Annotated in this window: 18 protein-coding genes; 13 read left to right on the top strand and 5 right to left on the bottom strand. The window is 46.4% G+C overall.

Annotation, left to right across the window (positions count from 1 at the left end; all coding sequences use genetic code 11):
* The first annotated feature begins 21 nt into the window (after positions 1–21).
* From BLT07_RS09280 to rhaM, 3 genes are read left to right on the top strand one after another with little or no spacing between them, the layout of a single operon-like run.
* Positions 22–1,131, top strand: coding sequence for a glycoside hydrolase family 88/105 protein (locus BLT07_RS09280; protein ID WP_175455291.1), 1,110 nt, complete (start codon positions 22–24; stop codon positions 1,129–1,131).
* A gap of 38 nt (positions 1,132–1,169) precedes the next feature.
* A complete protein-coding gene (locus BLT07_RS09275; protein WP_245726484.1) occupies positions 1,170–2,462 on the top strand; it encodes a Gfo/Idh/MocA family protein in 1,293 nt (430 codons plus the stop codon).
* A gap of 21 nt (positions 2,463–2,483) precedes the next feature.
* Positions 2,484–2,798 carry an L-rhamnose mutarotase gene (gene rhaM, locus BLT07_RS09270; RefSeq protein ID WP_091867982.1) on the top strand — a complete coding sequence of 105 codons (315 nt, stop codon included), beginning with the start codon at positions 2,484–2,486 and terminating at the stop codon, positions 2,796–2,798.
* Positions 2,799–2,975: 177 nt separating this feature from the next.
* Here rhaM and BLT07_RS09265 read toward each other — a convergent pair whose 3' ends face one another.
* Positions 2,976–4,340: a Gfo/Idh/MocA family protein gene (locus tag BLT07_RS09265; protein ID WP_091867980.1), complete on the bottom strand. Its 1,365-nt coding sequence runs from the start codon at positions 4,338–4,340 to the stop codon at positions 2,976–2,978.
* Positions 4,341–4,594: 254 nt separating this feature from the next.
* Here BLT07_RS09265 and BLT07_RS09260 point away from each other — a divergent pair, with 254 nt between their 5' ends.
* The 4 genes from BLT07_RS09260 (at position 4,595) to BLT07_RS09245 (ending at position 16,545) form a co-directional block, all read left to right on the top strand.
* Complete coding sequence (locus BLT07_RS09260; RefSeq protein WP_091867978.1) at positions 4,595–8,632, top strand: PKD domain-containing protein; 4,038 nt, start codon at positions 4,595–4,597, stop codon at positions 8,630–8,632.
* 236 nt (positions 8,633–8,868) lie between these two features.
* Complete coding sequence (locus BLT07_RS09255) at positions 8,869–14,829, top strand: Kelch repeat-containing protein (RefSeq protein WP_091867976.1); 5,961 nt, start codon at positions 8,869–8,871, stop codon at positions 14,827–14,829.
* A 340-nt stretch (positions 14,830–15,169) separates the two neighbouring features.
* Complete coding sequence (locus BLT07_RS09250; protein WP_091867974.1) at positions 15,170–16,186, top strand: M4 family metallopeptidase; 1,017 nt, start codon at positions 15,170–15,172, stop codon at positions 16,184–16,186.
* An 89-nt stretch (positions 16,187–16,275) separates the two neighbouring features.
* Positions 16,276–16,545 carry a hypothetical protein gene (locus BLT07_RS09245; RefSeq protein ID WP_091867972.1) on the top strand — a complete coding sequence of 90 codons (270 nt, stop codon included), beginning with the start codon at positions 16,276–16,278 and terminating at the stop codon, positions 16,543–16,545.
* 236 nt (positions 16,546–16,781) lie between these two features.
* On the opposite strand, the gene BLT07_RS09240 is transcribed toward BLT07_RS09245, so the two are convergent.
* Positions 16,782–17,414 (bottom strand): GntR family transcriptional regulator, encoded by a 633-nt coding sequence (locus BLT07_RS09240; protein WP_091867970.1) that lies wholly within the window; start codon positions 17,412–17,414, stop codon positions 16,782–16,784.
* A 185-nt stretch (positions 17,415–17,599) separates the two neighbouring features.
* On the opposite strand from BLT07_RS09240, the gene BLT07_RS09235 reads away from it, so the two are divergent.
* The 3 genes from BLT07_RS09235 (at position 17,600) to BLT07_RS09225 (ending at position 19,319) form a co-directional block, all read left to right on the top strand.
* Complete coding sequence (locus tag BLT07_RS09235; RefSeq protein ID WP_091867969.1) at positions 17,600–18,397, top strand: hypothetical protein; 798 nt, start codon at positions 17,600–17,602, stop codon at positions 18,395–18,397.
* Between the two features lie 191 nt (positions 18,398–18,588).
* Positions 18,589–18,807 carry a hypothetical protein gene (locus BLT07_RS09230; protein ID WP_091867967.1) on the top strand — a complete coding sequence of 73 codons (219 nt, stop codon included), beginning with the start codon at positions 18,589–18,591 and terminating at the stop codon, positions 18,805–18,807.
* A gap of 59 nt (positions 18,808–18,866) precedes the next feature.
* Positions 18,867–19,319 (top strand): cold-shock protein, encoded by a 453-nt coding sequence (locus tag BLT07_RS09225; RefSeq protein ID WP_091867965.1) that lies wholly within the window; start codon positions 18,867–18,869, stop codon positions 19,317–19,319.
* Between the two features lie 25 nt (positions 19,320–19,344).
* On the opposite strand, the gene BLT07_RS09220 is transcribed toward BLT07_RS09225, so the two are convergent.
* Positions 19,345–19,944 carry a pseudouridine synthase gene (locus tag BLT07_RS09220; RefSeq protein ID WP_091867963.1) on the bottom strand — a complete coding sequence of 200 codons (600 nt, stop codon included), beginning with the start codon at positions 19,942–19,944 and terminating at the stop codon, positions 19,345–19,347.
* A gap of 276 nt (positions 19,945–20,220) precedes the next feature.
* Here BLT07_RS09220 and BLT07_RS09215 point away from each other — a divergent pair, with 276 nt between their 5' ends.
* Entirely contained in the window at positions 20,221–20,586 is a 366-nt protein-coding gene (locus BLT07_RS09215) for a DoxX family protein (protein WP_091867961.1), read from the top strand.
* A 1-nt stretch (position 20,587) separates the two neighbouring features.
* Here BLT07_RS09215 and BLT07_RS21705 read toward each other — a convergent pair whose 3' ends face one another.
* Both BLT07_RS21705 and BLT07_RS09205 read right to left on the bottom strand, forming a co-directional pair.
* Positions 20,588–20,935: a DoxX family protein gene (locus BLT07_RS21705; protein ID WP_091867960.1), complete on the bottom strand. Its 348-nt coding sequence runs from the start codon at positions 20,933–20,935 to the stop codon at positions 20,588–20,590.
* A 216-nt stretch (positions 20,936–21,151) separates the two neighbouring features.
* Positions 21,152–21,922 (bottom strand): DUF481 domain-containing protein, encoded by a 771-nt coding sequence (locus BLT07_RS09205; RefSeq protein WP_175455290.1) that lies wholly within the window; start codon positions 21,920–21,922, stop codon positions 21,152–21,154.
* A 257-nt stretch (positions 21,923–22,179) separates the two neighbouring features.
* On the opposite strand from BLT07_RS09205, the gene BLT07_RS09200 reads away from it, so the two are divergent.
* Both BLT07_RS09200 and BLT07_RS09195 read left to right on the top strand, forming a co-directional pair.
* The gene (locus tag BLT07_RS09200; protein WP_091867956.1) at positions 22,180–22,809 is read left to right on the top strand and encodes an SDR family oxidoreductase; all 630 of its coding nucleotides are present in this window, start codon (positions 22,180–22,182) and stop codon (positions 22,807–22,809) included.
* A 76-nt stretch (positions 22,810–22,885) separates the two neighbouring features.
* Positions 22,886–23,452, top strand: coding sequence for a DUF4251 domain-containing protein (locus BLT07_RS09195; protein WP_091867955.1), 567 nt, complete (start codon positions 22,886–22,888; stop codon positions 23,450–23,452).
* Positions 23,453–23,553: the final 101 nt, after the last annotated feature.

Here is a 23,553-nt window from a genome sequence, read left to right as displayed (position 1 = left end):
TCCATTTAACATCGCAGACACATGATAAAATCCACTTTACTTTTTACCGTCTTTTTGACCTTGGCCTTTGTGGCACCACACAACTCCAACGCGCAAGGAACTAAAACATCAGATCAACAGGCCATGATAAAAGCGCTCGAGTGGCAAGAGGCCCATCCTATCTATGCTATGGCACCGACCGATTGGACCAATGGCGCCTATTATACCGGGGTAGTTCAAGCGCACAAGACCACCAATGATGAAGTGTATCTGGCCGCTTTAAAAAATATGGGATGGCAAAATGATTGGCAAACGGCACCTAGATTCTATCACGCAGACGATATCGCCATAGCCTATTCCTATCTCTACGTCAATGGCAAACGAAAGGATTTGGTAGACCTAAAACCAACCGAAAAATTTCTGGATAAGCATCTCTTTGAATCCAATCAATGGACTGACGGTAGCGATGCAGAAAGGAGCATTCTTTGGTGGTGGTGCGACGCCCTATTTATGGCACCGCCCGTCATCGTTGAGTATGCCCTGCTTAAAAAGGATGACAAGTATTTGGATGCCATGCACAAGTACTACAAGCAAACCTATGATCTGCTTTATAATAAGGATGAGCATCTTTTTGCCCGGGACACCCGTTTTGTCTGGAAAGGGAATTCGGAGGATTTAAGGGAGGAAAATGGTAAAAAAATCTTTTGGTCCCGCGGAAATGGGTGGGTTATTGCCGGTTTAGCATTGATTTTGAACGATATGCCCGAAGACTACAAGCATAGAAACTTTTATTTGGACCTGTATAAGGAGATGGCGGTAAAAATTAAGCAGCTACAGCAGCAAGATGGTTTATGGCGTACCAGTCTTTTGTCCCCGGAATCCTACGACCACGGCGAAGTTAGCGGTAGCGGTTTTTTCACGTTTGCGCTGGCTTGGGGCATCAATAAGGGTATACTTGATAAGGTAGTGTATACGCCTGTAGTACAGAAAGCATGGACCGCGCTTCGTGCCTCCCAGCATGAGGATGGAAGGGTAGGATGGGTGCAGAACATCGGTGCCAGTCCGGAACCCGCCAGTGCCGACAGCTGGCAGAATTTCGGCACCGGTGCATTTTTGTTGGCCGGAAGTGAAATGCTAAAACTTGAGAAATAAAAAGGAAGTAACAACTATATAATAAAAAGATGAACAAAATGAAGAATCAAAAAATATTATCCCGAAGAAAGTTTGTAAGGAATTCTGCCTTAACGCTTGGTGCCATATCCATTATCCCAAGACACGTTTTGGGCCAAGGCTTTACCCCGCCAAGCGATAAAATTAATTTAGGCTATATAGGTTTAGGCAAGCAGGGGGGCATCTTGTCCAATAAATTTATTAGCAACACCGATGCCCAAATCATTGCCGGCAGCGATGTCTGGAAATCCAAGCGCAATGCATTCGAAGGGGTTGTAAGCGGGTTCTACGCTGAAAAAAGGAGACAAGCGGATTATAAGGGCGTGAAAACCTATTTGGAGTACCAAAAACTTCTGGATCGAAAGGATATCGATGCCGTGGTCATCGCCACACCCGATCATTGGCACGCGATTCAGGCTATAGATGCCATGAATGCGGGTAAGGATGTATATTGCGAAAAACCGTTGACCCATACGGTAGCCGAAGGTAGGGCCCTTGTCGATGCGGTAGAAAAAAATAAAACCGTTTTCCAGACCGGCAGTATGCAGCGCTCTTGGGACCGCTTTAAAAAGGCACAGGAAATCGTCAGCTCCGGAAAATTGGGAGAAATTTCAAAAGTATTGGTCAACGTTGGTGACCCGGCGATAGCGTACGATCTTCCCGAAGAACCCATGCCCAAGGGTATCGATTGGAACTTGTGGTGTGGCCCCGCACCTTTGCTGGCCTATAACAGCAAGATCGCCCCCCAAGTAGTAGATAAATATCCTGATTGGCGGGATTATAAGGAAACCGGTGGCGGTATCCTTGCCGATTGGGGCGCGCACATGTTCGATATTGCGCAATGGTGTTTGGGAATGGACAAAACCGGTCCGGTAAAATTTATGCCCCCCGAAGACCCTCAAGCCGTAAGGGGCCTCCGAATGTTATATGATAACGGAATAGAGATGGTACACGAAGATTTCGGAAGAAGTTGGTCCGTTCGCTTTATCGGCTCAGAGGGTATTTTGGATGTCGGACGTAGCTTCTTAGAATCCCTCCCCCTAAATATCGTATATGAAGAGCCGTTCGAAAATCCTTCGAAACAATTCGATGACCAGAACAACCACTATCAAGATTGGCTGTCCGCCATCAAAACCAGGGGTGAAACCATTTGTCCCGCAGAGACAGGCCACCGATCGGCAACAGTCTGTAATGTGGCCAATATCGCCTATTGGTTAGGAGAGCCATTGGATTGGGATCCGGTAAAAGAGCAATTTAAACACAATGCGGAAGCCGATGCATTACTGAAGCGAACGCAACGGAAGTATAGTTGATCCCCAAAATGAGGTATACCAATGACACGATTGGCCTTTAAAATGAAACTGAATGCCGGACAGAGGGAAGCCTACATCAAAAGGCATAACGAAATCTGGCCGGAACTTAAGAAACTGCTTAGAGATTCGGGCGTAAGCGAGTATTCTATATTTCTCGATGAGGAAACCGATACGCTGTTCGCCTTTCAAAAAATAGCAGGTGATGGTGGCTCGCAAGATTTGGCACGTAACCCTTTGGTTAAAAAATGGTGGGCGTTTATGGCCGACATTATGGAAACGAATCCCGATAATTCCCCGGTATCCATGGCTTTGGAAGAGGTGTTTTTTATGAAATAATCGATTGTGCTACGGAAATAGATCTTCGATATAACGACAGGAACACGAAGATGTCGGTTAGGAAGGCTGAAAGATTGGCCAATCTTGTGACAACGGATTTATATCCTTAAAAAAGGCACCTCGTATGCAAAACGCCGCAGGCGAGGCAAAGTATTTATTACAAGGCAAGCCCTTGCCCTAGATCGTTCCCGGCAATGGATGCTCCCATCCCTCCCGATACTTCCGTTGCAACCATTGCGTCGCTTCGGGGTCATCGAGTACGGTCATGGATTTTTGATCATAGACCAATGGCCTTTTTAGGGCCATCGCCATATTGGCCAAGATGCAACTGGCGGTCGAGATATGACCTTCCTGTATGCTGGCTACCGGTTGTGTGCCTTTATCGATTGCGGCAAGAAAATCGAGCATGTGGCCACGGGTCGCGGGGGCCGCGTTCAGCTCGATATCCTTTTCTGTTAGGTCTTCTGGGTATTTTTCCTTTTCATATAAAACATCGAAATGTATCGGTTTGCCGTTCTTATCGCCCTCGGGAATAAAATCGGCCTGCATGGTGCTTCCCTTTAAGGTTCCCTTGTCCCCATAAAGTGTAAAGGACCAAGGGTAATCAGGGTCGGCGGGCGTGCCCCAAGTGCGGTGGTTCCAGACACAATCCAGTTCGTCATATTCAAAAAGGGCGGTTTGGGTATCGGATATATTCGATTTTCCATCCTTTTGCACATAGATACCCCCGGTAGAACTTATGCGTTTCGGCCAGCCGAGATCAAGCATCCAACGGACGGTATCGAGCATATGTACGCACATATCGCCCGTAATACCGTTGCCATATTCCATAAAAGTTCGCCACCAGCGTCTATGGGGAAGGCCATCATAAGGGCGAAGGGGAGCGGGCCCCGTCCACATTTCATAATCCAGAAAGTCGGGAACGGGCTGTATAGGCGGGTTGCCGTTGGCTCGCATGTGGTAATAGCAGCACATCTCCACATGCGATACTTTGCCCAATAATCCGGCATCTACGATATTCTTTTTGGCATCGATGAGATGCGGCGTGCTCTTTCGTTGGGTGCCGACCTGGATGGTCTTTCCATACTTTTTCTGTGCGGCGACCAAGGCTTCCCCTTCGATAACATCGACACAGATGGGTTTTTGCAGATATACGTGTGCGCCTGATTTTAGTGCCTCGATACCCTGAAGGGCATGCCAGTGATCTGGCGACCCTATAAGCACGACATCCAGATTTTTTTCGGCGAGCATTTTTCGGTAATCGCCATACAGCTTGGGGGTTGCACCGGATTTCTGACGTTTGCTTACGAGTTCGGCAGCTTCGGCAAGCATATTTTTGTCCACATCACAAAGGGAAACGACTTCCACATTGGCTACTTGAATCAATCGGAACAAGTCGCTTTTTCCGTACCATCCCGTTCCGATCAATCCGACCCGTATCGGTTTGTCGCTGTTTATCAGGTCGATGCCGTAAGCGCCAAAGGAAGAGAGTACCATGGCGGCCGTAGTACCTTTTACAAAATTTCGTCTGTTGATATCCATAGGTATTCCTTACTTTTAAGTATATAGACTCTAAATATAGAGAAATCAAGGAATATAAGCCATCCTTCGATACTTGTTTCGCCGAATTTCACCTATTTATCGAATAATTGGCGAGAAAACATTCCTCTGGTCGGGCAAAAACAGGGAATAGACGATAAAAGTACCGTGTTTTAGGAGGTTTTCTTTTCTCGGTTTATATTTGCTCGCTTATACCTACCCGTTTTGGTAGTATATTCAACCCATAATGTTAGTGTATGAAAAAATGCTACTCCCGGAACCACGTACTTGCATTTCTAATCCTTTCCCCATTGTTTATCTTTTTTTCGCACGCGCAAGGAACGACGGGTTTTGATCAATGGAGGAACAAGAACGAGGCCGAGAACTATACGCCGCGCCACGAATGTTCGGTAGTACAGGCAGGAAACCGATTCTATTTGATGGGAGGCCGCGAGAATGCCAAGACGATTGATGTATACGACTATACTGCGAATGCTTGGACGCAGATTCCCGATTCCCCACCGGTGGAATTCAACCACTTTCAGGCTACGGAGTACAAGGGGCTGATCTGGGTAATCGGTGCCTTTAAGAACAATGATTTCCCTAGTGAGACGCCGGCGGATTACATCTGGGCTTTCGATCCGGTGAACGAGGAATGGATTCAAGGACCCGAAATTCCCGAAAACAGAAAACGGGGATCGGCGGGCTTGGTGGTGTACAACGACAAATTTTATATCGCCGGGGGAAACACGATTGGCCATAACGGAGGATACGTAAATTGGTTCGACGAGTACGATCCTGCCACGGGCACCTGGACCCCCTTGGCCAATGCGCCCAGGGCAAGGGACCATTTTCATGCCGCCCGTATCGGTACTAAAATGTACTTGGCGGGCGGGCGTCTTTCCGGCGGGGACGGGGGCACGTTCAGGCCCACCATTGCCCAAGTCGATGTCTACGATTTTACGACTGGTACATGGAGCACCCTCCCCTCCGATCAGAATCTCCCCACCCCTAGGGGCGCCCCGGCAGTGGCCAGTTTTAATGGTAAACTGCTGGTCATCGGCGGGGAGGTGGAGAATCAACAGGTATATGGCGAACCGGTCGATGATGCCCTAAAAATAACGGAGCAGTATGACCCCGTCACGCAGCAATGGACACGCCTGCCCGACCTGAACAGTGAAAGGCATGGCACCCAGGCCATTGTTTCCGGTAACGGGATATTTGTTCTCGCCGGCTCTCCCAATAAGGGAGGCGGCAATCAAATGAACATGGAGTATTTAGGGGAAGATAATCCGATCGGGGTACCGAACACCGCCAGCTCTCTTGTGGCTCCTGATGTCATTGACCTCGAGCCTGGCGCATCGACCGAATTTACCTTGAGGGTAACGGGTGGAAACATGGGAATGTTTATCCGTTCCATGGTTGTGACAGGCGCCGGTGCAGCGAACTTTAGCCTGACTTCCGGGGCGTTGGAAAATGCATTTTTAGATCCGGAAAGTTCTCGTACGATTACGGTATCCCTCACGGGTTCAGGCCAGAATAACAACGCTGTATTGACCATTGCATACGGAGCCTCTTCCGAATTAAACATCCTCCTAAAAAATGGTGAACTTTCCACCGGAATAGATAATCCCGGAACCCAATACAATAAGGAGGATGATTCCGTCAGTTTACCTATACAAGGTAAAAATAACAATGGTGCATTTACCTATAGTGCAACAGTACTGCCTCCTAACTTGACTATCAATGCTTCCACCGGTGTGATCAGCGGTACGGTTTCATCTGGAGAAAATGCTACCGGTGCCTTTCAAGAGGCAAACGGACTCTTGGTCATCGAAGCCGAATCGGGCGACATCGTACCCGGATGGACGGAGACCAGTGAGGGCGGGGCTACGGGAATAGCCGCTGGAACGAATAGCTTTAATAGTATAGGCGGGGGAACCATTCCCTATCAGATTACCGTAACTACACCGGGCATCTACCACTTCAATTGGCGAAGTTTCTTTACGGGTAGTAATTCCACGGAAGAAAACGACAACTGGCTCCGTTTTCCGAACAACGCCGATGTTTGGTTCTTTGGATATAAAGGCAATCCGGGCGATGAGGCGTCAGTAATCGATAATTTAGAGGGCGAACAAAAAGATATTGTTTTCCCGAAAGGTAGTTCGAGAATTACTTCGGAAACCACACCGGATGGGGCTGGAAGTCAAGGGTTTTTCAAAATTTACAGAAGCAGTGGTGAATCGAAAACATATGATTGGCAGGCCAAGACCTTTGATAATAACCCTTATAATGTGTATGTCCGGTTCGTAAATCCGGGTACCTATACCATGGAAATTTCGGAACGTTCCGCCGGCCATACCATCGATAAAATGGCACTTTACAAGCTCGATGGGCGGGAGTATTCCGATACCGAACTGACAGCCGTAGCCGAATCGGTTAGGGGCGGGGGCACTTCCAGCGGCGGTGCCGCGGCGAACAGCCCCTATCAGGTAAGGGTTACCGCTACGGACAATACCACCGCGGCCAATTCAAGTACGGTGGAATTCACGTGGATCATCAATAATTCGGGTATTCCCATCGCCCGGGCGGAGGCAAGTCCGTTGACAGGTCAGGTACCTTTAGCGGTTTCCTTCACGGGAAGCGGTTCTTTAGACGATGCAACTGTTGCCGAATATGAATGGGATTTTGGTGATCAGTCCGCTTCTTCCTCAAATTTGGCCGACCCTTCTTTTACGTTTACTGAACCGGGTACCTTTAACGTAACCCTGACGGTGACCGATGCCGATGGGAATACTGATATCGAAAGCCTCGAGATTGTTGTAGATCCGAAACCGGTGTACACCATAAACGCCGTGGCAGGTGAAAACGGAAGCATTTCACCGAATGGGGAAATCGAGGTGATCGAAGGGGCCGATCAGGCGTTTACGATAACCTCGAACGAGGGGTATACCATAACAGAAGTAAGCATCGATGGAATTTTGCAAGGTGCGATTGATACCTTTACTTTTAACGCAGTGGACGCCCCGCATACCATAACCGCGTCTTTTGGGCTCGCGGAGTATGTGATTACCGCCTCTTCAACAGCGGGTGGACGTATCGATCCTGAGGGTACCAACTTTATAACGAATGGCAATGATATGCCCTATAGTATATTGCCAGACGCCGGTTTCCGTATCCTCGATGTGCTAGTGGACGATGTATCCCAAGGGGCTGTTGATTCCTACGAATTTACACAAGTCGATGGGCCACACACCATACAGGCTATTTTTGAGGAAATACCAACGTACGCCATCACTTCCAATGCCGGCGAGGGCGGAACTATTTCCCCCGAGGGGTCCACTAACGTCTTGGAAGGCGGTTCCCTATCATTTTCCGTTACGGCGGATACGGGATTTACCTTCGATTACTTTTTGGTAGACGGTGCTGTCGTACCGGATGTTTCGGAATACGAGTTTCAAAACCTTGGCGAAAACCATACGATCGAGGCAATTTTCAGGCCTATTGCGGATACGGAATATGCGATAACGGCTACGGCGACTACCGGCGGTACCCTTTCGCCCAACGGAAGTATCGCCGTAACCGAAGAGGGTACCCAAATCTTTTCTATCGTGGCCGATACCGGTTTTGAGATCGCCGATATCAAGGTCGACGGTACATCCATAGCGATTGCCGATAGCTATACCTTTACCAATGTGGTGGAGGATCATTCCCTAGAGGTCGTCTTTGCGGAGGTAGTAATAGTCGATGGCAACGAGGCACCCAAGGCGGATGCCGTGAGTGACGGAACCCAAGGAATTGCGCCGTTTACGGTCAATTTTGATGGTACTGATTCTACCGATGACCAAGGCATCGCCAACTACGAATGGAGTTTCGGTGATGGTAGTCCCATAGCCTCCGGTGCCACAGTAGAACATACGTTCAACGAGCCCGGCGAATATACCGTTTGGCTGACCGTGGCGGACACAGAAGGCGAAACCTCGACGGTCTCGGTGATAATAACGGTTACGGCGCCTTCGGAAACTGCGCCTTCGGAAACTGGGGATGAATTTCGGATATTTCCCAACCCTGCCTCTGTGGTAGTAAATCTCGGTCTTGACCCGGAGATCGAACTTCAAAATATATACATATACAACATGGAAGGCAGGTTGATGAGGGCTTTGGACGCTGAATATGTGAAGTTCGAGGGGGGATACCGCATTAACGTATCCTTATTGTCCGAGGGATTATATTTTATAGGCTCTCAAGATATGGATGGCAAAGCGTATCATGCCCCAATGCTCATCAAACGGTAAAGACGGCAAGTTCAACCCCTGATAACTTAATCTTACAATAAATTTTCAAAATTCAGTAGAAGAAAAAAGATTTTATGGCCACAAATCCAAGAGGATGACTTACAGAAATTAACCGCTTAGCGATAAAAGCTGGAAATGAACGATTTTAACGGAATCCATTACCGATTTACTCAAATAAGTTTAATTTTGCCATCACTACCAGGCCGACCTTTTTTTTCTGATTTAAAATTTGCTTTATGAAAAATGCTTACTCTTTAGGGAGCCTATTCTCATGCTTGGTCGTTTCCTTTTGTCTTTCAGGCTTTACCTATGCCCAAAGTTTCAGTGCTTCTGGGCTGGATGGCGTAAACCTGGTTAACCCTACCTCATTGGATTTCGGACCCAACGGCAAACTGTATGTTTCTCAGCAAGACGGCACCCTTTTCGAATATACCGTTTCCCGTGACGGTGCCGATGCCGGGCAGGGTACCTATTCCATTAGCGATTCAAAAACCATTAATATTATAAAGACCGGGGTGCCGAACCACAATGATGACGGTTCTATAAATACAATAAAAACACGTCAGGTGACGGGCCTTTTGGCTACCGGAACGGCTGAAACTCCTGTTTTGTACGTAAGCTCTTCGGATTCGAGAATCGGCGGTGGTCCCAGCAAGGGGGATTCCAATTTGGATACCAGTTCGGGGATACTTTCCCGCTTGACCTGGACCGGAAGTGCCTGGGACAAGGTCGACCTCGTTAGGGGCCTTCCCCGGTGCGAGGAAAACCACTCCACCAACGGTATGGATATATTTGAACGCGGCGGCAATACCTATCTTTTGCTTCAGCAGGGGGGCAACGCCAACAAAGGCGCACCTAGCAACAATTTTGCAGGTACTTCGGAAACCTTTCTGTCCGCCTCAATGCTCATAATCAACCTGACCCAATTAGAGCAAATGGAAGCCGCCAACGGTGGCCCGTATGTAGATACCCGACAAGGCACCACGCAATATATTTACGATTTGCCTACGCTCAATGATCCTGATCGTCCCGATATAACCAATGCAAGTCCCAATTTTCCCTACAAAGCAGGCCATCCCTTGTTCACTGCTACCATTGATGTCGGTGATCCTTTCGGCGGAAACAATAGTTTGAACCAAGCATTTACGGAACCGGGCGGTCCAGTTCAAATCTTTTCTCCCGGATATCGCAATGGTTACGATGTAGTGGTCGCTTCCGAAGGACGAATATATACTAGTGACAACGGCCCTAATACGAACTGGGGCGGAACACCCGTGATTTACGATAGTAATGACAATCCAAAAACCGGAAACTATAATGCTTCCGCCGGAGATTATGTTAAAAACGATTTTAACGAGGCGAATAGTGGCGCCCATGGTGATGCCTTGCACTACGTAGGTACTATAAACGATCCGAACGGCACCTATTACGGGGGGCATCCTGTACCGACCCGGGCATTTCCGTCGCGGGCCGGTGTAAAGGTATACTCCTTTGTAACCCAAGGTAACAATGCCCAGTGGGAGGAAACTTCCGACTTTAATTTCGGGGAGTTGTTGGTCGGAGTATCAGGATATTTTAACTCCAGCTTTAACATCTCTGATTTTCCGAATGATCCGCGGCAGGGCGAATATCTTGCCAATGCCGAGAACGATCCGCGGGTTAATATCCTTGACGTAGTTAATTTCTCCACCAACGGTATTTGTGAATACACCGCCAGTAATTTCAACGGGGCTATGCAAGGCGATATCCTGACCGCTTCCTATGCGAACCAAGGATATATAAATAGGTATCAACTCGATGCCAGCGGCACCGGACTGGTCGGCAAAAACAATAATTTCCTGTCCGGATTCGGATCTCAGCCACTTGATGTTATCGCACAGGGCGATACGGATCCTTTTCCGGGAACTATATGGGCCGCTACTTACGGCGCAAAGAACATAACCGTGTTCGAACCCGCCGATTTTGCGGGCTGTATCCAACCTAACGAACCGGGCTATGTCGGTACGGAAGATTATGATTCCGACGGCTATACCAATGACGACGAGGTTGCCAACGGAACGGATATCTGTTCGGGTGGAAGCAAGCCCACCGATAATGATGGAGACCAGATATCCGATCTGCTCGACCCCGATGATGATAATGACGGTATTCTTGATGTACAGGATACCTTCGCCGTGGATCCAGATAATGGTACTACTACCAATCTTCCCATCGTATACCCGTTTTGGAACAACGATCCCGGAACCGGCCTATTTGGTCTTGGTTTTACGGGGCTGATGCTAGACCCCAGTGGCAATACGGATTATTTGGACCAATTTGATGCCAACAATCTTACCTTCGGTGGTGCAGGTGGCAAGGCCACGGTCGATGCCATAAGTGAAGGTGATGCCAGGGGCACTGCAAACACGCAGGAAAATGCATTTCAAGTAGGTATTAATGTAGATAGCAATTCCGACCCTTTTACCGCACATGCAAAAATCGAGGACCCTTTTGCCAACGTAACCCCGGTTACCGGCCTTTCCATTGGCATGTATATCGGCTCCGGTGATCAAGATAACTATTTGAAAGTCGCTATTACGGAAGGCACAAACAATACGGACAATATCTATGGTTTTGAGGTCTTGTTGGAAGACGGCCCTCTGAATCTTTCCTCCCAAACATATGATGTACCTGGTGTTCTTGAAGGAGCAGGGGTAGATGTTTATATCAATGTAAATCCCGCGGCCAACATGGCACAACCCTATTATTCCATCGACGGAGGTGAAAACGTGATTGCCTTGGGAAATCCAGTTGCTTTGCCGACCGGTTTTTTAGATGCTAACGACAACCAAGGCTTGGCGGTCGGATTGATAGCTACCTCCGCAGGACCTGGTCCCGAATTCTTCGCCACTTGGGACTTTTTAAACATCATCAGTGACAGCGAAGCTAATCTTGCGCTTTCAGAAGACCCTGTGGATTTTGGAAACTTGGCCGCGGGATCCGGTCAGGTACAGTTGGTGCCTTCCCTGACCAACGAAGGCGGACCCTCCGCTGGGGCCGTTGAAGTTACCGCTATCTCAATAACCGGCACGGATGCCGCTCTTTTTGAAAGTGTCGCGACCCTACCTTTGAACATCGGCCCTGGAACGAGCAAAAATCTTTCCTTAAAGTTTACCCCGAACAGCGTTGATGGTGCCAAGACCGCCAATCTGGTCATCGAACATACAGGTGCCAATTCCCCTTACATAGTCCCATTGAACGCCGTTTTGGGTGAGGGGGCCGCAGTCAGCAATGTGATCGCAAGGATCAATGCCGGAGGTACTATGGTCACTGCCACCGACGGCAAGAAAAATTGGGAGGCCAATTTAGGCAACGGCCCGGTCAATGGAACGGGCTATTCCGTAAATACGGGTACGGTACCCGCCTTTACCAATGAATTCCAATATGCGAACAGGCACTCCTCCATCCCCGCATATATCGACGAAAGCACTTTCAATACCCTCTTTGCCAAAGAGCGGTACGATACCTCCAGTGGCGAGGAAATGGAATTTAAGCTTCCCGTACCCAACGGCGATTACGTCGTGAATATTTATACAGGTAATGCCTACGCCCCCGCCAACGGTGTGGGGGACCGGATTTTCGACATCCTTCTGGAAGGCGAGTTGAAAGGTGATGATATAGACGTGGTGGAACTCTTTGGAAACGCTACGGATACCGAATTCCATGCCGGAATGATTTCGTACAATGTGACCGTAGCCGATGGGGAACTGAACGTGCTGTTTAATCATGCCGGGGCAGAGAACCCGGTTTTGCAGGCCTTGGAAGTATTGGGCGCCGGTGCCGATAACGGACAGTTTACGGTGCAGCCGATAGCCGATCAATTTAGCCAAGTGGGCGATATGTCCGAATTGGCCGTAGGCGCCAGTGGCGGAAATTCCAACAATTTCACGTATGCCATTTCAGGGCAACCGGACGGCATCGGTATCGAACCGACCAACGGGCAGATATTTGGTACCATCACACAGCAGGCCCTTCAGGGGGGTGCTAACACCGATGGCGTTCATAACGTCGTTGTCGAGGTCTCCCAACCCGGGTCGGAAACGGTCACCATAGCATTTACATGGACTGTAGCCGAATTGATCTGGAACAATAAGGATGAAGCCGAAAACTATACCGCCCGCCACGAATGTTCGTTCGTACAGGCAGGCGACAAGTTCTATCTAATGGGCGGGCGCGAGAACGCCAAGACCATCGATGTCTATGACTATACGGCGAATACTTGGACGCAGATTCCGGACTCCCCCCCAGTGGAATTTAACCATTTTCAGGCCACGGAATATAAGGGGTTGATCTGGGTAATCGGTGCCTTTAAGACCAATGTTTTCCCGAACGAGGCCCCGGCGGACAATATATGGGCGTTCGATCCGGTCAGCGAAGAATGGATTCAAGGTCCCGAAATACCGGAAGACCGAAGAAGGGGATCCACCGGTCTGGTCGTCCACAATGATAAATTCTATATCTCGGGAGGGAATACCAAAGGCCATGATGGCGGTTATGTCGCCTGGTTCGACGAATACGATCCCGCGACGGGTATATGGACGCCATTGGCGGATGCCCCAAGGGCGAGGGACCATTTTCATGCCGGCCTTATCGGCGACAAAATGTATTTGGCCGGGGGACGTCTTTCCGGCGGGGACGGGGGCACGTTCAGTCCTACCATCGCCGAGGTCGATGTATACGATTTCACGACCAATACATGGAGTACCCTTCCAACGGATCAGAATATCCCGACCCCGAGAGGCGCAGCTGCCGTGGCCAGTTTTAACAATAAACTAGTGGTCATCGGCGGCGAAGTCGAGAATCAACAGGTCTACGGTGAAATAGTAGATGATGCCCTAAAAATTACGGAGCAATACGACCCTGCGACCCAGCAATGGACGCGCCTGGCCGATCTGAACAGCGAAAGACACGGCACCCAGGCCATTGTTTCCGGCAACGGTATTTATGTTACCGCGGGTTCCCCACAGCGGGGCGGGGGCAACCAAAAAAACATGGAATATCTGGGCTTGGACAATCCTGTGGGCACACCGAGTACGGCAAGCACGCTAACCGCCCCTGAGGAAGTTGCCGTTGGGGTAGGCGCATCACAGGAATTCAATCTGGACGTATCGGGCGGAAATGTGGGTATCATTATCCGTTCCATGGAAATTACCGGGGCTGATGCCGCCAACTTTAGTATTACCGATGGGGTATTGGAAAATGCCTTGTTGGACGGCCAAGATTCACGAGCCGTGACAGTTGCCTTAAACGGCGATGGCGAAGGGGCCGAAGCGGTGCTGACCATAAACTATGGTGCGAATTCCACGCTCGATATCATTTTAAGAAGTGGGGTGTCGGCACCGACGGTTACCAAACCGGCAACACAATACAACGCCGAGGGCGATGTCATCTCCCTACAGATAGAGGCGTCCGGTACGGGCGAAGGTTCGATGTACAGTGCCAGCGGCCTACCTGAAGACTTAGCTATCGATGCCACTACCGGTCTGATTACCGGTACGATCGTTGCGGGTGCCTCCGGTGAAAGTCCGTATCAGGTAATGGTTAGCGTTACCGATCCAAGCCTACCGGATAATCCCGGCACCACGGAGTTCAGTTGGATCGTTGACAACACCGGAAAACCGGTAGCGATAGCGAACGCGACCCCAATGGAAGGGGAGGGGCCATTGAAAGTGGACTTCGATGGTAGCGACTCGGCCGATGACCAGGAAATAACCAGCTATATGTGGGATTTCGGAGATGGTAGTCCCAATGTATCCGGCGCGACGGTTAGCCATACCTATACCGAAGTAGGGGTCTACACGGCTACCCTTACGGTAGAGGATGCGCAGGGCCAGACATCAACCGATACGGTAGCAATTACCGTTATCGAGGCGACAGGGCCGGGTGGTAGTCCTTCAGTGGAAGACAATGTACTCGTATTGTTTCCCAATCCCGCTTCTTCAGAGATTACTTTGGGCTTTGCCAATGAGGTCGTGTTAGCGGTTATCCAAATTTTTGACCGGGGCGGAAGATTGTTGAAAACGTTGAACCCGAAAGTAGTTCCTTCCGATGGCCGATACCCCATCGATGTATCGATGTTATCAGAGGGTCTGTATTTTATACATTCAGAGGATAACAACGGGAACAAGTTCACGAAACAGATGGTCATTAAAAGATGACCTAACACAACCTTGGCAGCAGAGCTATTTTTAAAGGCCAAACTGGCAAAATAGAACAAGGCTGGGTGCCGGTCCGCTAAGACCGGGATAACACAACAAACGATGAATAGAAGAGGGCTCCCGTAACGGGAGCTTTTTTTGTGGATAGTATCCTATTCGAAGACCTTTTGTTCAAATCCTGCTGATAAAGCAGCCCTTCAAAGAACACCTCAATTTTAGCAAAGCGTTAACGCGATTAAATTGGCATTCGTTCCTAAAGAAGTGTAATTTTAGTAAAAATCCAATGTTAATCGGCCAAAACCCCGAACCGATTTGCCAGTAACCTTTTAACCCATTTCCCATGTGTAACAAACATTACTGCTTTATCGTACCGCCACATATACTAGAAGAACTCGCCAAACGTGGAAATATTAGTTGTAAGCAGGCGCTTAACGATTCCAAACGTTTTTTGGAAAGGCGGCGTACCATCCTCAACAATCTTCTGGTCCGGGAATTCGAAGACGGGAATAGCGAGCGTTTTATATACGATTCCCAGAATAAAAACGAACAAAGGCTGGTCTTGGTACGTAAAGAAGGTGATGTCGCTACACAAGACGAAACGGCGAACAAGGCCTATGAGACCTCTGGCTTTGTCCGGGACTATTTTAAGGATACGTTCGGATTGGATTCCATCGATGGAAACGGACTCGATATTATCTCCAACATACACTATGGCGAAGCCTACAACAATGCCTTTTGGGACGGCGATGAAATGACCTATGGTGACGGTGATGGTAAGGAGTTTACCGATTTCGCCAGTGCCATCGATGTAGTGGCACATGAACTGGCGCACGGGGTGACCCAATTTTTATCCAATCTGGAATATCAAAGCCAACCGGGTGCCTTGAACGAGCATTTTTCGGATGTATTCGGTACGGTAATCAAGCAAAAATACTTAAAACAGGATATTTCTGAAGCGGACTGGCTTATCGGAGATTCCGTGGTAAGCGAGGGTTTTCCGGGGGTGGCCATCCGGTCGATGAAGGCGCCCGGTACCGCCAACGAATTTGACACCCAACCCGATCACATGGACAATTATTATTCAGGATCCTCCGATAATCAAGGAGTCCATATCAATTCAGGTATTCCCAATAAGGCATTTTATCTCAGTTGTCTAGAAATCGGAATTGACGAATGTGCGTTGATTTGGTTCGACACCTTAAAAGCGCTGTGGCGGACTGCCAATTTTAATGATATGTTGGAGACCACGATAGCTACCGCACAACGATTGACCCAAGAGAAAAAAGTATCCGACACGGCCGTAGATGCCATTGCCAAAAGTTTTTCTAAAGTCGGACTTACCCCAATTATAGCTTGAGGAACCATGAAATTAGAAATAGGAAGGGCGCATTGGGAAGTTAAAAACCATCCTTCCGGCTAACAATTAAGAAATACGGAACAAGAAAGATGAAATACGAAATTTTGATAGAAGGCGGTTTTACGGGTATTCCCAAAGAATATAAAGGAGATATCCATTTGAAAGATAAAACAAAAGAAAGCCTTTTTGAGGCCTTCGAAGGTAAACAGAAATCAGTAAACACCGCGTTAAGGGATGGTTTCCAATACCACCTCAAACTGATCGACGGCGAAGAAGAACACGAGGCCCGTTATGACGAAAAGAACCTACCCCTGCCCATTCGGCAATTTATAGCTACAATTTCCAAGAAAAATAAATGAGCTTATATGTTCATGCCTTTAGCACATGTCTTCCCTGCCGCCGACTACCCGGAGTACAACTGTATGGATTACCAACTTCATTCATTATGACATTAGGGTTGAAGTGTATTCTTCATGCTATATTGAAGTGTATTCCTTCTCCTAATACGATAAAGCGGGTTTCATCTTGAGCCGCCATGTTTGCAGATGGATTTAATCCCGAAATTTTGGGAGGCATTTAAAGTTTGGCATTTTCCCTACAACACCACCAACTGCTTCTCGATATAACTCTGAATGAGCATCCAATTCATTTTAAGAAAAAGGGATGCAGAGGGAATATTATCCTCTTCAATGGCGGAAATAATGGCGTCGTGTTGGGCATTAGAATTGTAATGGAAGGAGTCATTGGCCATAAATGCCCTCTCATAAAAAAAGACACGGGTCTTGAGATCGGTTAAAATCTGTTGAACCACAGAATTGTTATAGTTATCGGTCAATAAACGATGGAATTCCATATATGCATTGACCCGTTCTAGGGAATCCTCGGCCTTGGCCACCACATCACGCTGGTTCTTCAGCCTTTCTATGGCCGCTTCATCGAAGGTAGATTCCTCTAAAGCAAGCAGTTCTAGATGGGCTACGAGTTCATACAGGTTTTTGGCCTCCTCGGGGTTTACCTTCGCAATACTGAAACCGCGATTGGGTATGGCTTGAACGATTTGTGATTGCTGTAATTGGGTAAGCGCCTCTCTTACTGGGGTGACACTGACCTTTAGCTTTCTGGCCAGGGCCGCCAAACTTATACTTTGTCCGGCCTCTAGATTGCCCTCCTGCATTTGTTCCAAAAGATGTTCCCGAACCTTGTCCCTAACGTTGGTCTTATTTGACATGTTGTAAATATAGAATATCGTATACGATTCTACAACGTAGCGAAATCTTAAAAAGTATATTCTATTTTTAAAATTGGTGGAATTTTAAACAAAACGATGGGACTACCGTTTGTCGAATAAACGGTAATCAAACACTAAAGTCTTGGCCATTACGTTTATACAATATAAACCCAAATGTTTTAAATATGAAAAAAGTAAGTAACCCAATCGGAAAGTTTTTACTGTTAGGCAGTATGGTATTGGTCGTTTACAGTTGTAGTAAAGATGATAAAGACGCGGTAGAACAGGAGACGGAGCTATCGCAGGCCGAAGTGAAGACGGTTTTGGAAATCGATGAAGTTTCCAGTGCCGCCGACAATATCGTACGTGATTTGTTCAATACTAATAAAACCGGGAAAAGTGCAAAAGTCGACGCTTGTTATCAAGCGGTGTATTCCGAAACCGGTTATTCTGTCTCCTTTGATAATTGCAGTGTAGAAGAAAATGGGGAAATCTTAAACGGTTCCTTATCCGTAGTATATGGAAAGGAAGGAGAATCTTACGCCTATGCCGTAAATTTCGACCATTTAATGGTCGGCAAAATCGGTATTGACGGTACCCGAAGTTTCGCGTTCGATTTGGAACAGGAAAATTCAATCGTTTTTGATGTCGTTAGTGACATGACGATCACCATGGCCGATGGTGGGGTCATCTCCGAAAAGGGAAGCAAGACCTTTGCCATCGTTTTTGGCGAGCAATTCGGCGATGGAATGCTTACTCTAGAGGGTGATTGGACCCTAAAGGCCGATGGCAATACCTATGCTGTAAGCGTTCCCAAGCTGCTTGAAGCCAATTTCGGTTGTGATTATGTTGGAAAGGGACTCATGCTGTTGAACAAAAATGGCCTCGAAGTATCCGTAGATTTTGGCGACGGCAGTTGCGATACCGTAGCTGAATTGGCCTATCCTAATGGTAGTAAAGAGGATATTTCTTTGAAAAAATAGGTATCCTATTATTATAATGGAAAAAGAACCCTTATCCGCGTTGGATGAGGGTTTATTGTTTAAACTATTGTTAAAAACAATAAACAGAATTTTTTATCTCCAAATTTTGTATTATTATTATATTCTCTTTGAGCACGGCTAAAACAGTGCAAATTGAAAATCAGTAGTTTTATTATAAATTTTTATGTACTATGGAGATATTAGAGAGAGCTTCCAATTTTGAAAACAGAAAATGGTCCGGATTGACAACCAGTGACCGTGTAAACGCCGCAAGGGAGGCAAAGCAATTGATTTTATCGATCAATGAAGAGTATAAGAAAACGAAAGACAAACAGCTGATGGACGTGATGAAACGCCTGACCGCCATCAAGCAAAAAATAGAAAAACGACTAAAAGGCCGATTATTGTAGTGGGGATCAAATAAAATACATACCTTATCCTCCTAAATTTTAAAAGGATAAAATAAAGAATGGCTAAATCGCAGCAGACGTATAGTAAAACTGAAAAAGAAAAAAAACGCTTGAAAAAGCGTGAAGAAAAACAGAAGAAAAAAGAAGCCCGTAAGGCGGATAAAGATAGTGGCGGAGGTATACCTTTTGCCTATGTAGATCACATGGGCAACCTGGTTGACACCCCACCCGATCCCGCTAAAAAGGTGAAAGTAGATGCGGACGACATCATACTGGGAATACCCAAAAAGGAAGAAGGCGACGAAGAAAAGTTTGACCCGGTAAGAAACGGTAAAGTTTCATTCTACGACTTTAACAAAGGGTTCGGCTTTATCATCGATTCCGAAAACAACGAGAAATATTTCGTACACGTAAGTGGTCTTATTGACGAAATCGACGAAGGCAACGCTGTCTCCTTTGAGCTCGAGAAAGGTATGAAAGGCATGAATGCCGTTCGTGTGAAGCGCATATAGTATTTACGCCGGTGTTAAGTAGCTTTCAAATCGATTGCACCACAGCATCGATTTGAGTTTGCGTTACCATTTTCACCTCTCTCGGTACCAAATTATCTATTGAAATCGTACCCACCCGCACGCGCACCAGTCGCAAGGTTGGATAACCTACTGCAGCGGTCATCTTGCGTACTTGGCGGAACTTGCCTTCCGTTAGGGCGATTGAAATCCAAGACGTTGGGCGGTGGCGACCTAATCGCAAAGTAGCATTCGGTTCTGGAAGTTGGGGATTTGCACTCAATCGATGTGTAACGCAAGGTCTTGTGGCATAGGTTGTACCTTGAAGTCCGATATCAATACCATTGGACAACAACGCAATGGCCTCATCGGATATTTCTCCGTCAAGTTGCGCGTAGTATTCCTTCTCCACTCCGTTGCGATTGATGGCATAACTGATTTTTCCATCCGTCGTCATTAAAAGAAGACCTTCCGATTTTTCGTCCAATCGGCCTATGGGCATAATACCGTCCGGAAAATCACGGAGTTCCGTCAAAAAACGCTTTTTACGGTTCTGCCTCGCATCGTTCGAATAGAGTTGACTCAGCATTCCAAAAGGTTTGTAGAGTTTGTAATGTAGATGTTTCATAGAAGTACAAAGGTTAAGAATAAGGCTTGAAAGAGAAAAGGAACACCGTCAAAACTTCTTCCATAAAACGATGCTAATACTTCTCTTACTATCGAACTCATATTGACTTTTTCTTTTACCTACGAATATCACATTTTGATAGCTTATTTCCTCATTTTGATAACCATGGCCCTGTTATACTGTTAAAAACTGACCTTATCTGACGTCAAAAGCCAATATTTTCGGTTCCAAACAATAAATTGAAATGAGTTCATTAACTTTAAACAAAAATAGGTTATGGAATATGTAAGAATTATACTCCAACTGATTGTTGGATTGAGTTTATTGAACGTTTGGCTCCTACAGAACAAAAAACCCACACGCTGGAGGGGAGGCAACGCCACAACCCTGACTGAGGAATTTCAAGTCTACGGGCTACCGGTTTGGATGTGTTACGTCGTAGGGTTTTTAAAGGTAAGCCTCTCCCTTGTTTTACTGGCCGGCATATTTTATCCCTTCTTAATTAAACCGGCAGCAATTGCGTTGGCGATTCTGCTTCTAGGCTCCATAATCATGCACCTGAAAATCAAGGACCCCTTGATAAAATCGTTTCCTGCCTTTCTTTTTTTGATACTGTGTTTGGTCCTAATCTACCTATCTTAAATCAGGGTATAGAAAAGTATTTTATAGCTAAATAGGCATTAAGTAAAGCATAGATTAACGAAGGTATGGCTTGTAGCCACGTATCTTTAATCTTGATTCGCACCCCGAAACCTAAAACCATTAACAGGGTGAGGCCTAAGCATGAGAAAAGGGCCAGTAGGGAAGAAAATAGCCATCCTGTCAATAGCCCTATTCCCCCAAAAATTTGAAGAAATCCCGTCAGCCTTCTCTGGTCCGCCAGTCCGTACCGAATGAATTCATCTTTCATGCGTGCATCAAATAGACAGGCGGCTCCAAAACATAGAAATGAGATCGAAGATACAAATGTTAATGCCGTTAGTAAATCCATAAATGATAGAAAGAATAGATGGTAAAAATAGGCTTTTCCGTACGTAAGAGCGGTTATGCATTTGAAAAATAGACCTTCGCTCTAAGGACCCTTCGATGATGGTTAAAATAGCACTACGAATTATTGAAGTATGGGAAGCCGAAAGTGGCGTTGTACGCTGGATACTCCTTCGAAAACAAATTGTGGGGATAGTTGATTCATAACTACAAATACGTTTCAAATACCAAAAGTAAGTCCAACGCTCAATTTCGAAGACCGGTCGATAGCCGTTGTGGTCGAAAAACTACTATAAAAATAATTATAAAGGGCCGAAAGACTAACGATTTTCGAGATGGGTAGTTCCGCCTTTATTTGATTGAGAATGCGATGGTTGCCGATATCGTCGTATAGAGGCTGGAAATAAACTGTTCCGGTTAGATCGAGTTTGATTTTTTCAAAGGCGTGCGATAGCGATAAATAGCTGCTGTTGCGGTGATTGAAAAAACGTTCGTTTGTAGCATCATTTTTCTCAATTTCGTACATATAGGCATTGCCCAAATACAACTTGGTAGACTCGGTAGAAACAACTTTTAGCCGAACGCCCGCACCGATGAGATTTCTGGAGGTAATGGTCAGCAGGGTGTTGTTCTGATTTTGTAGAAAGCCTTCCAAACGGAACAGATTGGATAGCTTCTGGTTGTAGCGCAAATGAAAGAACCATGAATTCTGAAAATCCTGTTCCTTACTCCGGATCAAATCGTAGTTGCCGATAAAAAACAAAATCTTCTTCAAATCTTTAGACTTCAATTGAGTGGTCAGGTTTGTGCCTATCTCGATAATATAATCCCCGTTATTGTCCGTATAATCGAATAGTACATCGCTTTTAAGCGCAAAGCGAACCGAATCCTTTTGCATGCGTTTAGACTCGATATTGACGAGTTGAGCATTCGTTATGGCATAGAAGCTGCAAAATAGTAGGGATAGAAACTTTTTCTTGGAAGAAAACATGTTTTGGCTAGTTTTAAGTTGGCAAAGATATTCATCTGGCATGAAAGTCGGGTTTGCTTTAAGTAATTGGTAAAATTCGCTCTATAAACTTCCCCGCAAGGGATTGGGAGTTCGATTCTACCAGTTAGGTGTGTGTTTTTGTCGAGATATTTACGCAGTGGATCTTTCACGTCCATATCCGTCGATCTTAAAGTGGTTTGCATTACAAAATCATAAGCAATAGCCCTAAATTTAGTGCCAAATAATAATAAGAAGATATGGAAAATATATTAGTAGCTGGTGCACATGGCACCACAGGGCAGAAAATAATAAAGATTTTAAAGAATTCGGAAGATTTCGAACCGATTGCGATGGTCAGGGTGAATGAACAAGTAGACTTTTTCAAAAGTCAGGATGTAAAAACGGTAGTGGCCAATCTTGAGGATGACCTATCACAGGCTGTGAAAAATATTGATAAGGTAATCTTTGCGGCCGGTTCCGGGGGAGAGAAAGTGGTCGAGGTCGATCAAGAAGGTGCTAAGCGGCTTATTGATGCCAGTAAGAAAGCAGGTATAAAAAAGTTTGTGATGCTAAGTTCTATCGGGGCAGGGCATCCTGAAAAAGCCGATCAGCTAAAGGATTACCTCAAGGCGAAACACAATGCGGACGAGTATCTGAAAAATAGTGGGCTCCATTATACCATAGTTAGACCGGGCACATTGAACAATGATGAAGGCACCGGTAAAATCAAGTTAAAGAGAGAACTGGAATCCGCTGGGGAAATTCCAAGAGCAGACGTTGCCCGGACTTTGGTTGCCTCCTTACATGATGCTAAGGGTCCAAACGCCATTTTCGAGATGGTCTCAGGTGATGTTCTTATCGATGAGGCTTTGGACAAAATATCATAAAAGGAATGTAATCAGTTTATGATAATTTTAAGCAGCCGTTGACAAGATTGTCGTTATCTTGGTCAAAATATGGAAAATGAAAGGAATAGCATCTTTGAACCGTATTTTTGTGGTTTGTGTTTTGGCCGGTTTGATGCTTTCGTGTAGTAGTTCTTCCCAAATCACGGATAGCAAGGGCAAACAATTGGACGATTTAGTATCGAGCAAAAATTTCGAAATTATATCGGATAGGGCGTTTCCCTTAGCCACTGCCAGTTTGAACAGCATCTCGAACGCGGGATTGTTACCCCCAGGAAGTTCCGCAGGGCAGATTAGCCTTATCGGAAATTCCAATTATCTTAGAATATTGGGCGATAGCGTCGCCGTTTATCTTCCTTATTATGGGGAACGACAGATGGGCGGGGGTTACGATACCGATGGGGCGGGAATTGAATTCGAAGGAATTCCTACAGAAATGGAAATCACCCAAGATAAGGTTACACAGCGATACGACCTCAGGTTTAAGATGAAGGACGATTCCGAAAATTTCAACTTCAATATTACGCTATTCCCGAACCTTACAAGTATGATTAGCGTAAGCAGTTCGCAACGGTTTCCCATTCGCTACAGTGGGGCTATCAAAGATTTACCTAAGAATAAATAGTGCCTTTTGTCGATAGTTCGTTTTTTCCATATCGAACACGTCAAAATCCCTCTGGATTGTAACCTCCAATTGCGCCTAGTTGTTTTAAATTCCAATTTGAC

The organism is Pricia antarctica, assembly GCF_900101815.1.
Taxonomy (GTDB): domain Bacteria; phylum Bacteroidota; class Bacteroidia; order Flavobacteriales; family Flavobacteriaceae; genus Pricia; species Pricia antarctica.
This window is presented reverse-complemented; position numbering and strand designations above follow the sequence as displayed.

Coding starts and splice junctions, on each gene's coding strand:
- BLT07_RS09220 (WP_091867963.1), bottom strand. CDS start 19,944: ATGAAACATCTACATTACAAACTCTACAAACCTTTTGGAATGCTGAGT.
- rhaM (WP_091867982.1), top strand. CDS start 2,484: ATGACACGATTGGCCTTTAAAATGAAACTGAATGCCGGACAGAGGGAA.
- BLT07_RS09240 (WP_091867970.1), bottom strand. CDS start 17,414: ATGTCAAATAAGACCAACGTTAGGGACAAGGTTCGGGAACATCTTTTG.
- BLT07_RS09230 (WP_091867967.1), top strand. CDS start 18,589: ATGGAGATATTAGAGAGAGCTTCCAATTTTGAAAACAGAAAATGGTCC.
- BLT07_RS09235 (WP_091867969.1), top strand. CDS start 17,600: ATGAAAAAAGTAAGTAACCCAATCGGAAAGTTTTTACTGTTAGGCAGT.
- BLT07_RS09195 (WP_091867955.1), top strand. CDS start 22,886: ATGAAAGGAATAGCATCTTTGAACCGTATTTTTGTGGTTTGTGTTTTG.
- BLT07_RS09205 (WP_175455290.1), bottom strand. CDS start 21,922: ATGTTTTCTTCCAAGAAAAAGTTTCTATCCCTACTATTTTGCAGCTTC.
- BLT07_RS09255 (WP_091867976.1), top strand. CDS start 8,869: ATGAAAAATGCTTACTCTTTAGGGAGCCTATTCTCATGCTTGGTCGTT.
- BLT07_RS09280 (WP_175455291.1), top strand. CDS start 22: ATGATAAAATCCACTTTACTTTTTACCGTCTTTTTGACCTTGGCCTTT.
- BLT07_RS21705 (WP_091867960.1), bottom strand. CDS start 20,935: ATGGATTTACTAACGGCATTAACATTTGTATCTTCGATCTCATTTCTA.
- BLT07_RS09200 (WP_091867956.1), top strand. CDS start 22,180: ATGGAAAATATATTAGTAGCTGGTGCACATGGCACCACAGGGCAGAAA.
- BLT07_RS09275 (WP_245726484.1), top strand. CDS start 1,170: ATGAAGAATCAAAAAATATTATCCCGAAGAAAGTTTGTAAGGAATTCT.
- BLT07_RS09245 (WP_091867972.1), top strand. CDS start 16,276: ATGAAATACGAAATTTTGATAGAAGGCGGTTTTACGGGTATTCCCAAA.
- BLT07_RS09260 (WP_091867978.1), top strand. CDS start 4,595: ATGAAAAAATGCTACTCCCGGAACCACGTACTTGCATTTCTAATCCTT.
- BLT07_RS09250 (WP_091867974.1), top strand. CDS start 15,170: ATGTGTAACAAACATTACTGCTTTATCGTACCGCCACATATACTAGAA.
- BLT07_RS09265 (WP_091867980.1), bottom strand. CDS start 4,340: ATGGATATCAACAGACGAAATTTTGTAAAAGGTACTACGGCCGCCATG.
- BLT07_RS09215 (WP_091867961.1), top strand. CDS start 20,221: ATGGAATATGTAAGAATTATACTCCAACTGATTGTTGGATTGAGTTTA.
- BLT07_RS09225 (WP_091867965.1), top strand. CDS start 18,867: ATGGCTAAATCGCAGCAGACGTATAGTAAAACTGAAAAAGAAAAAAAA.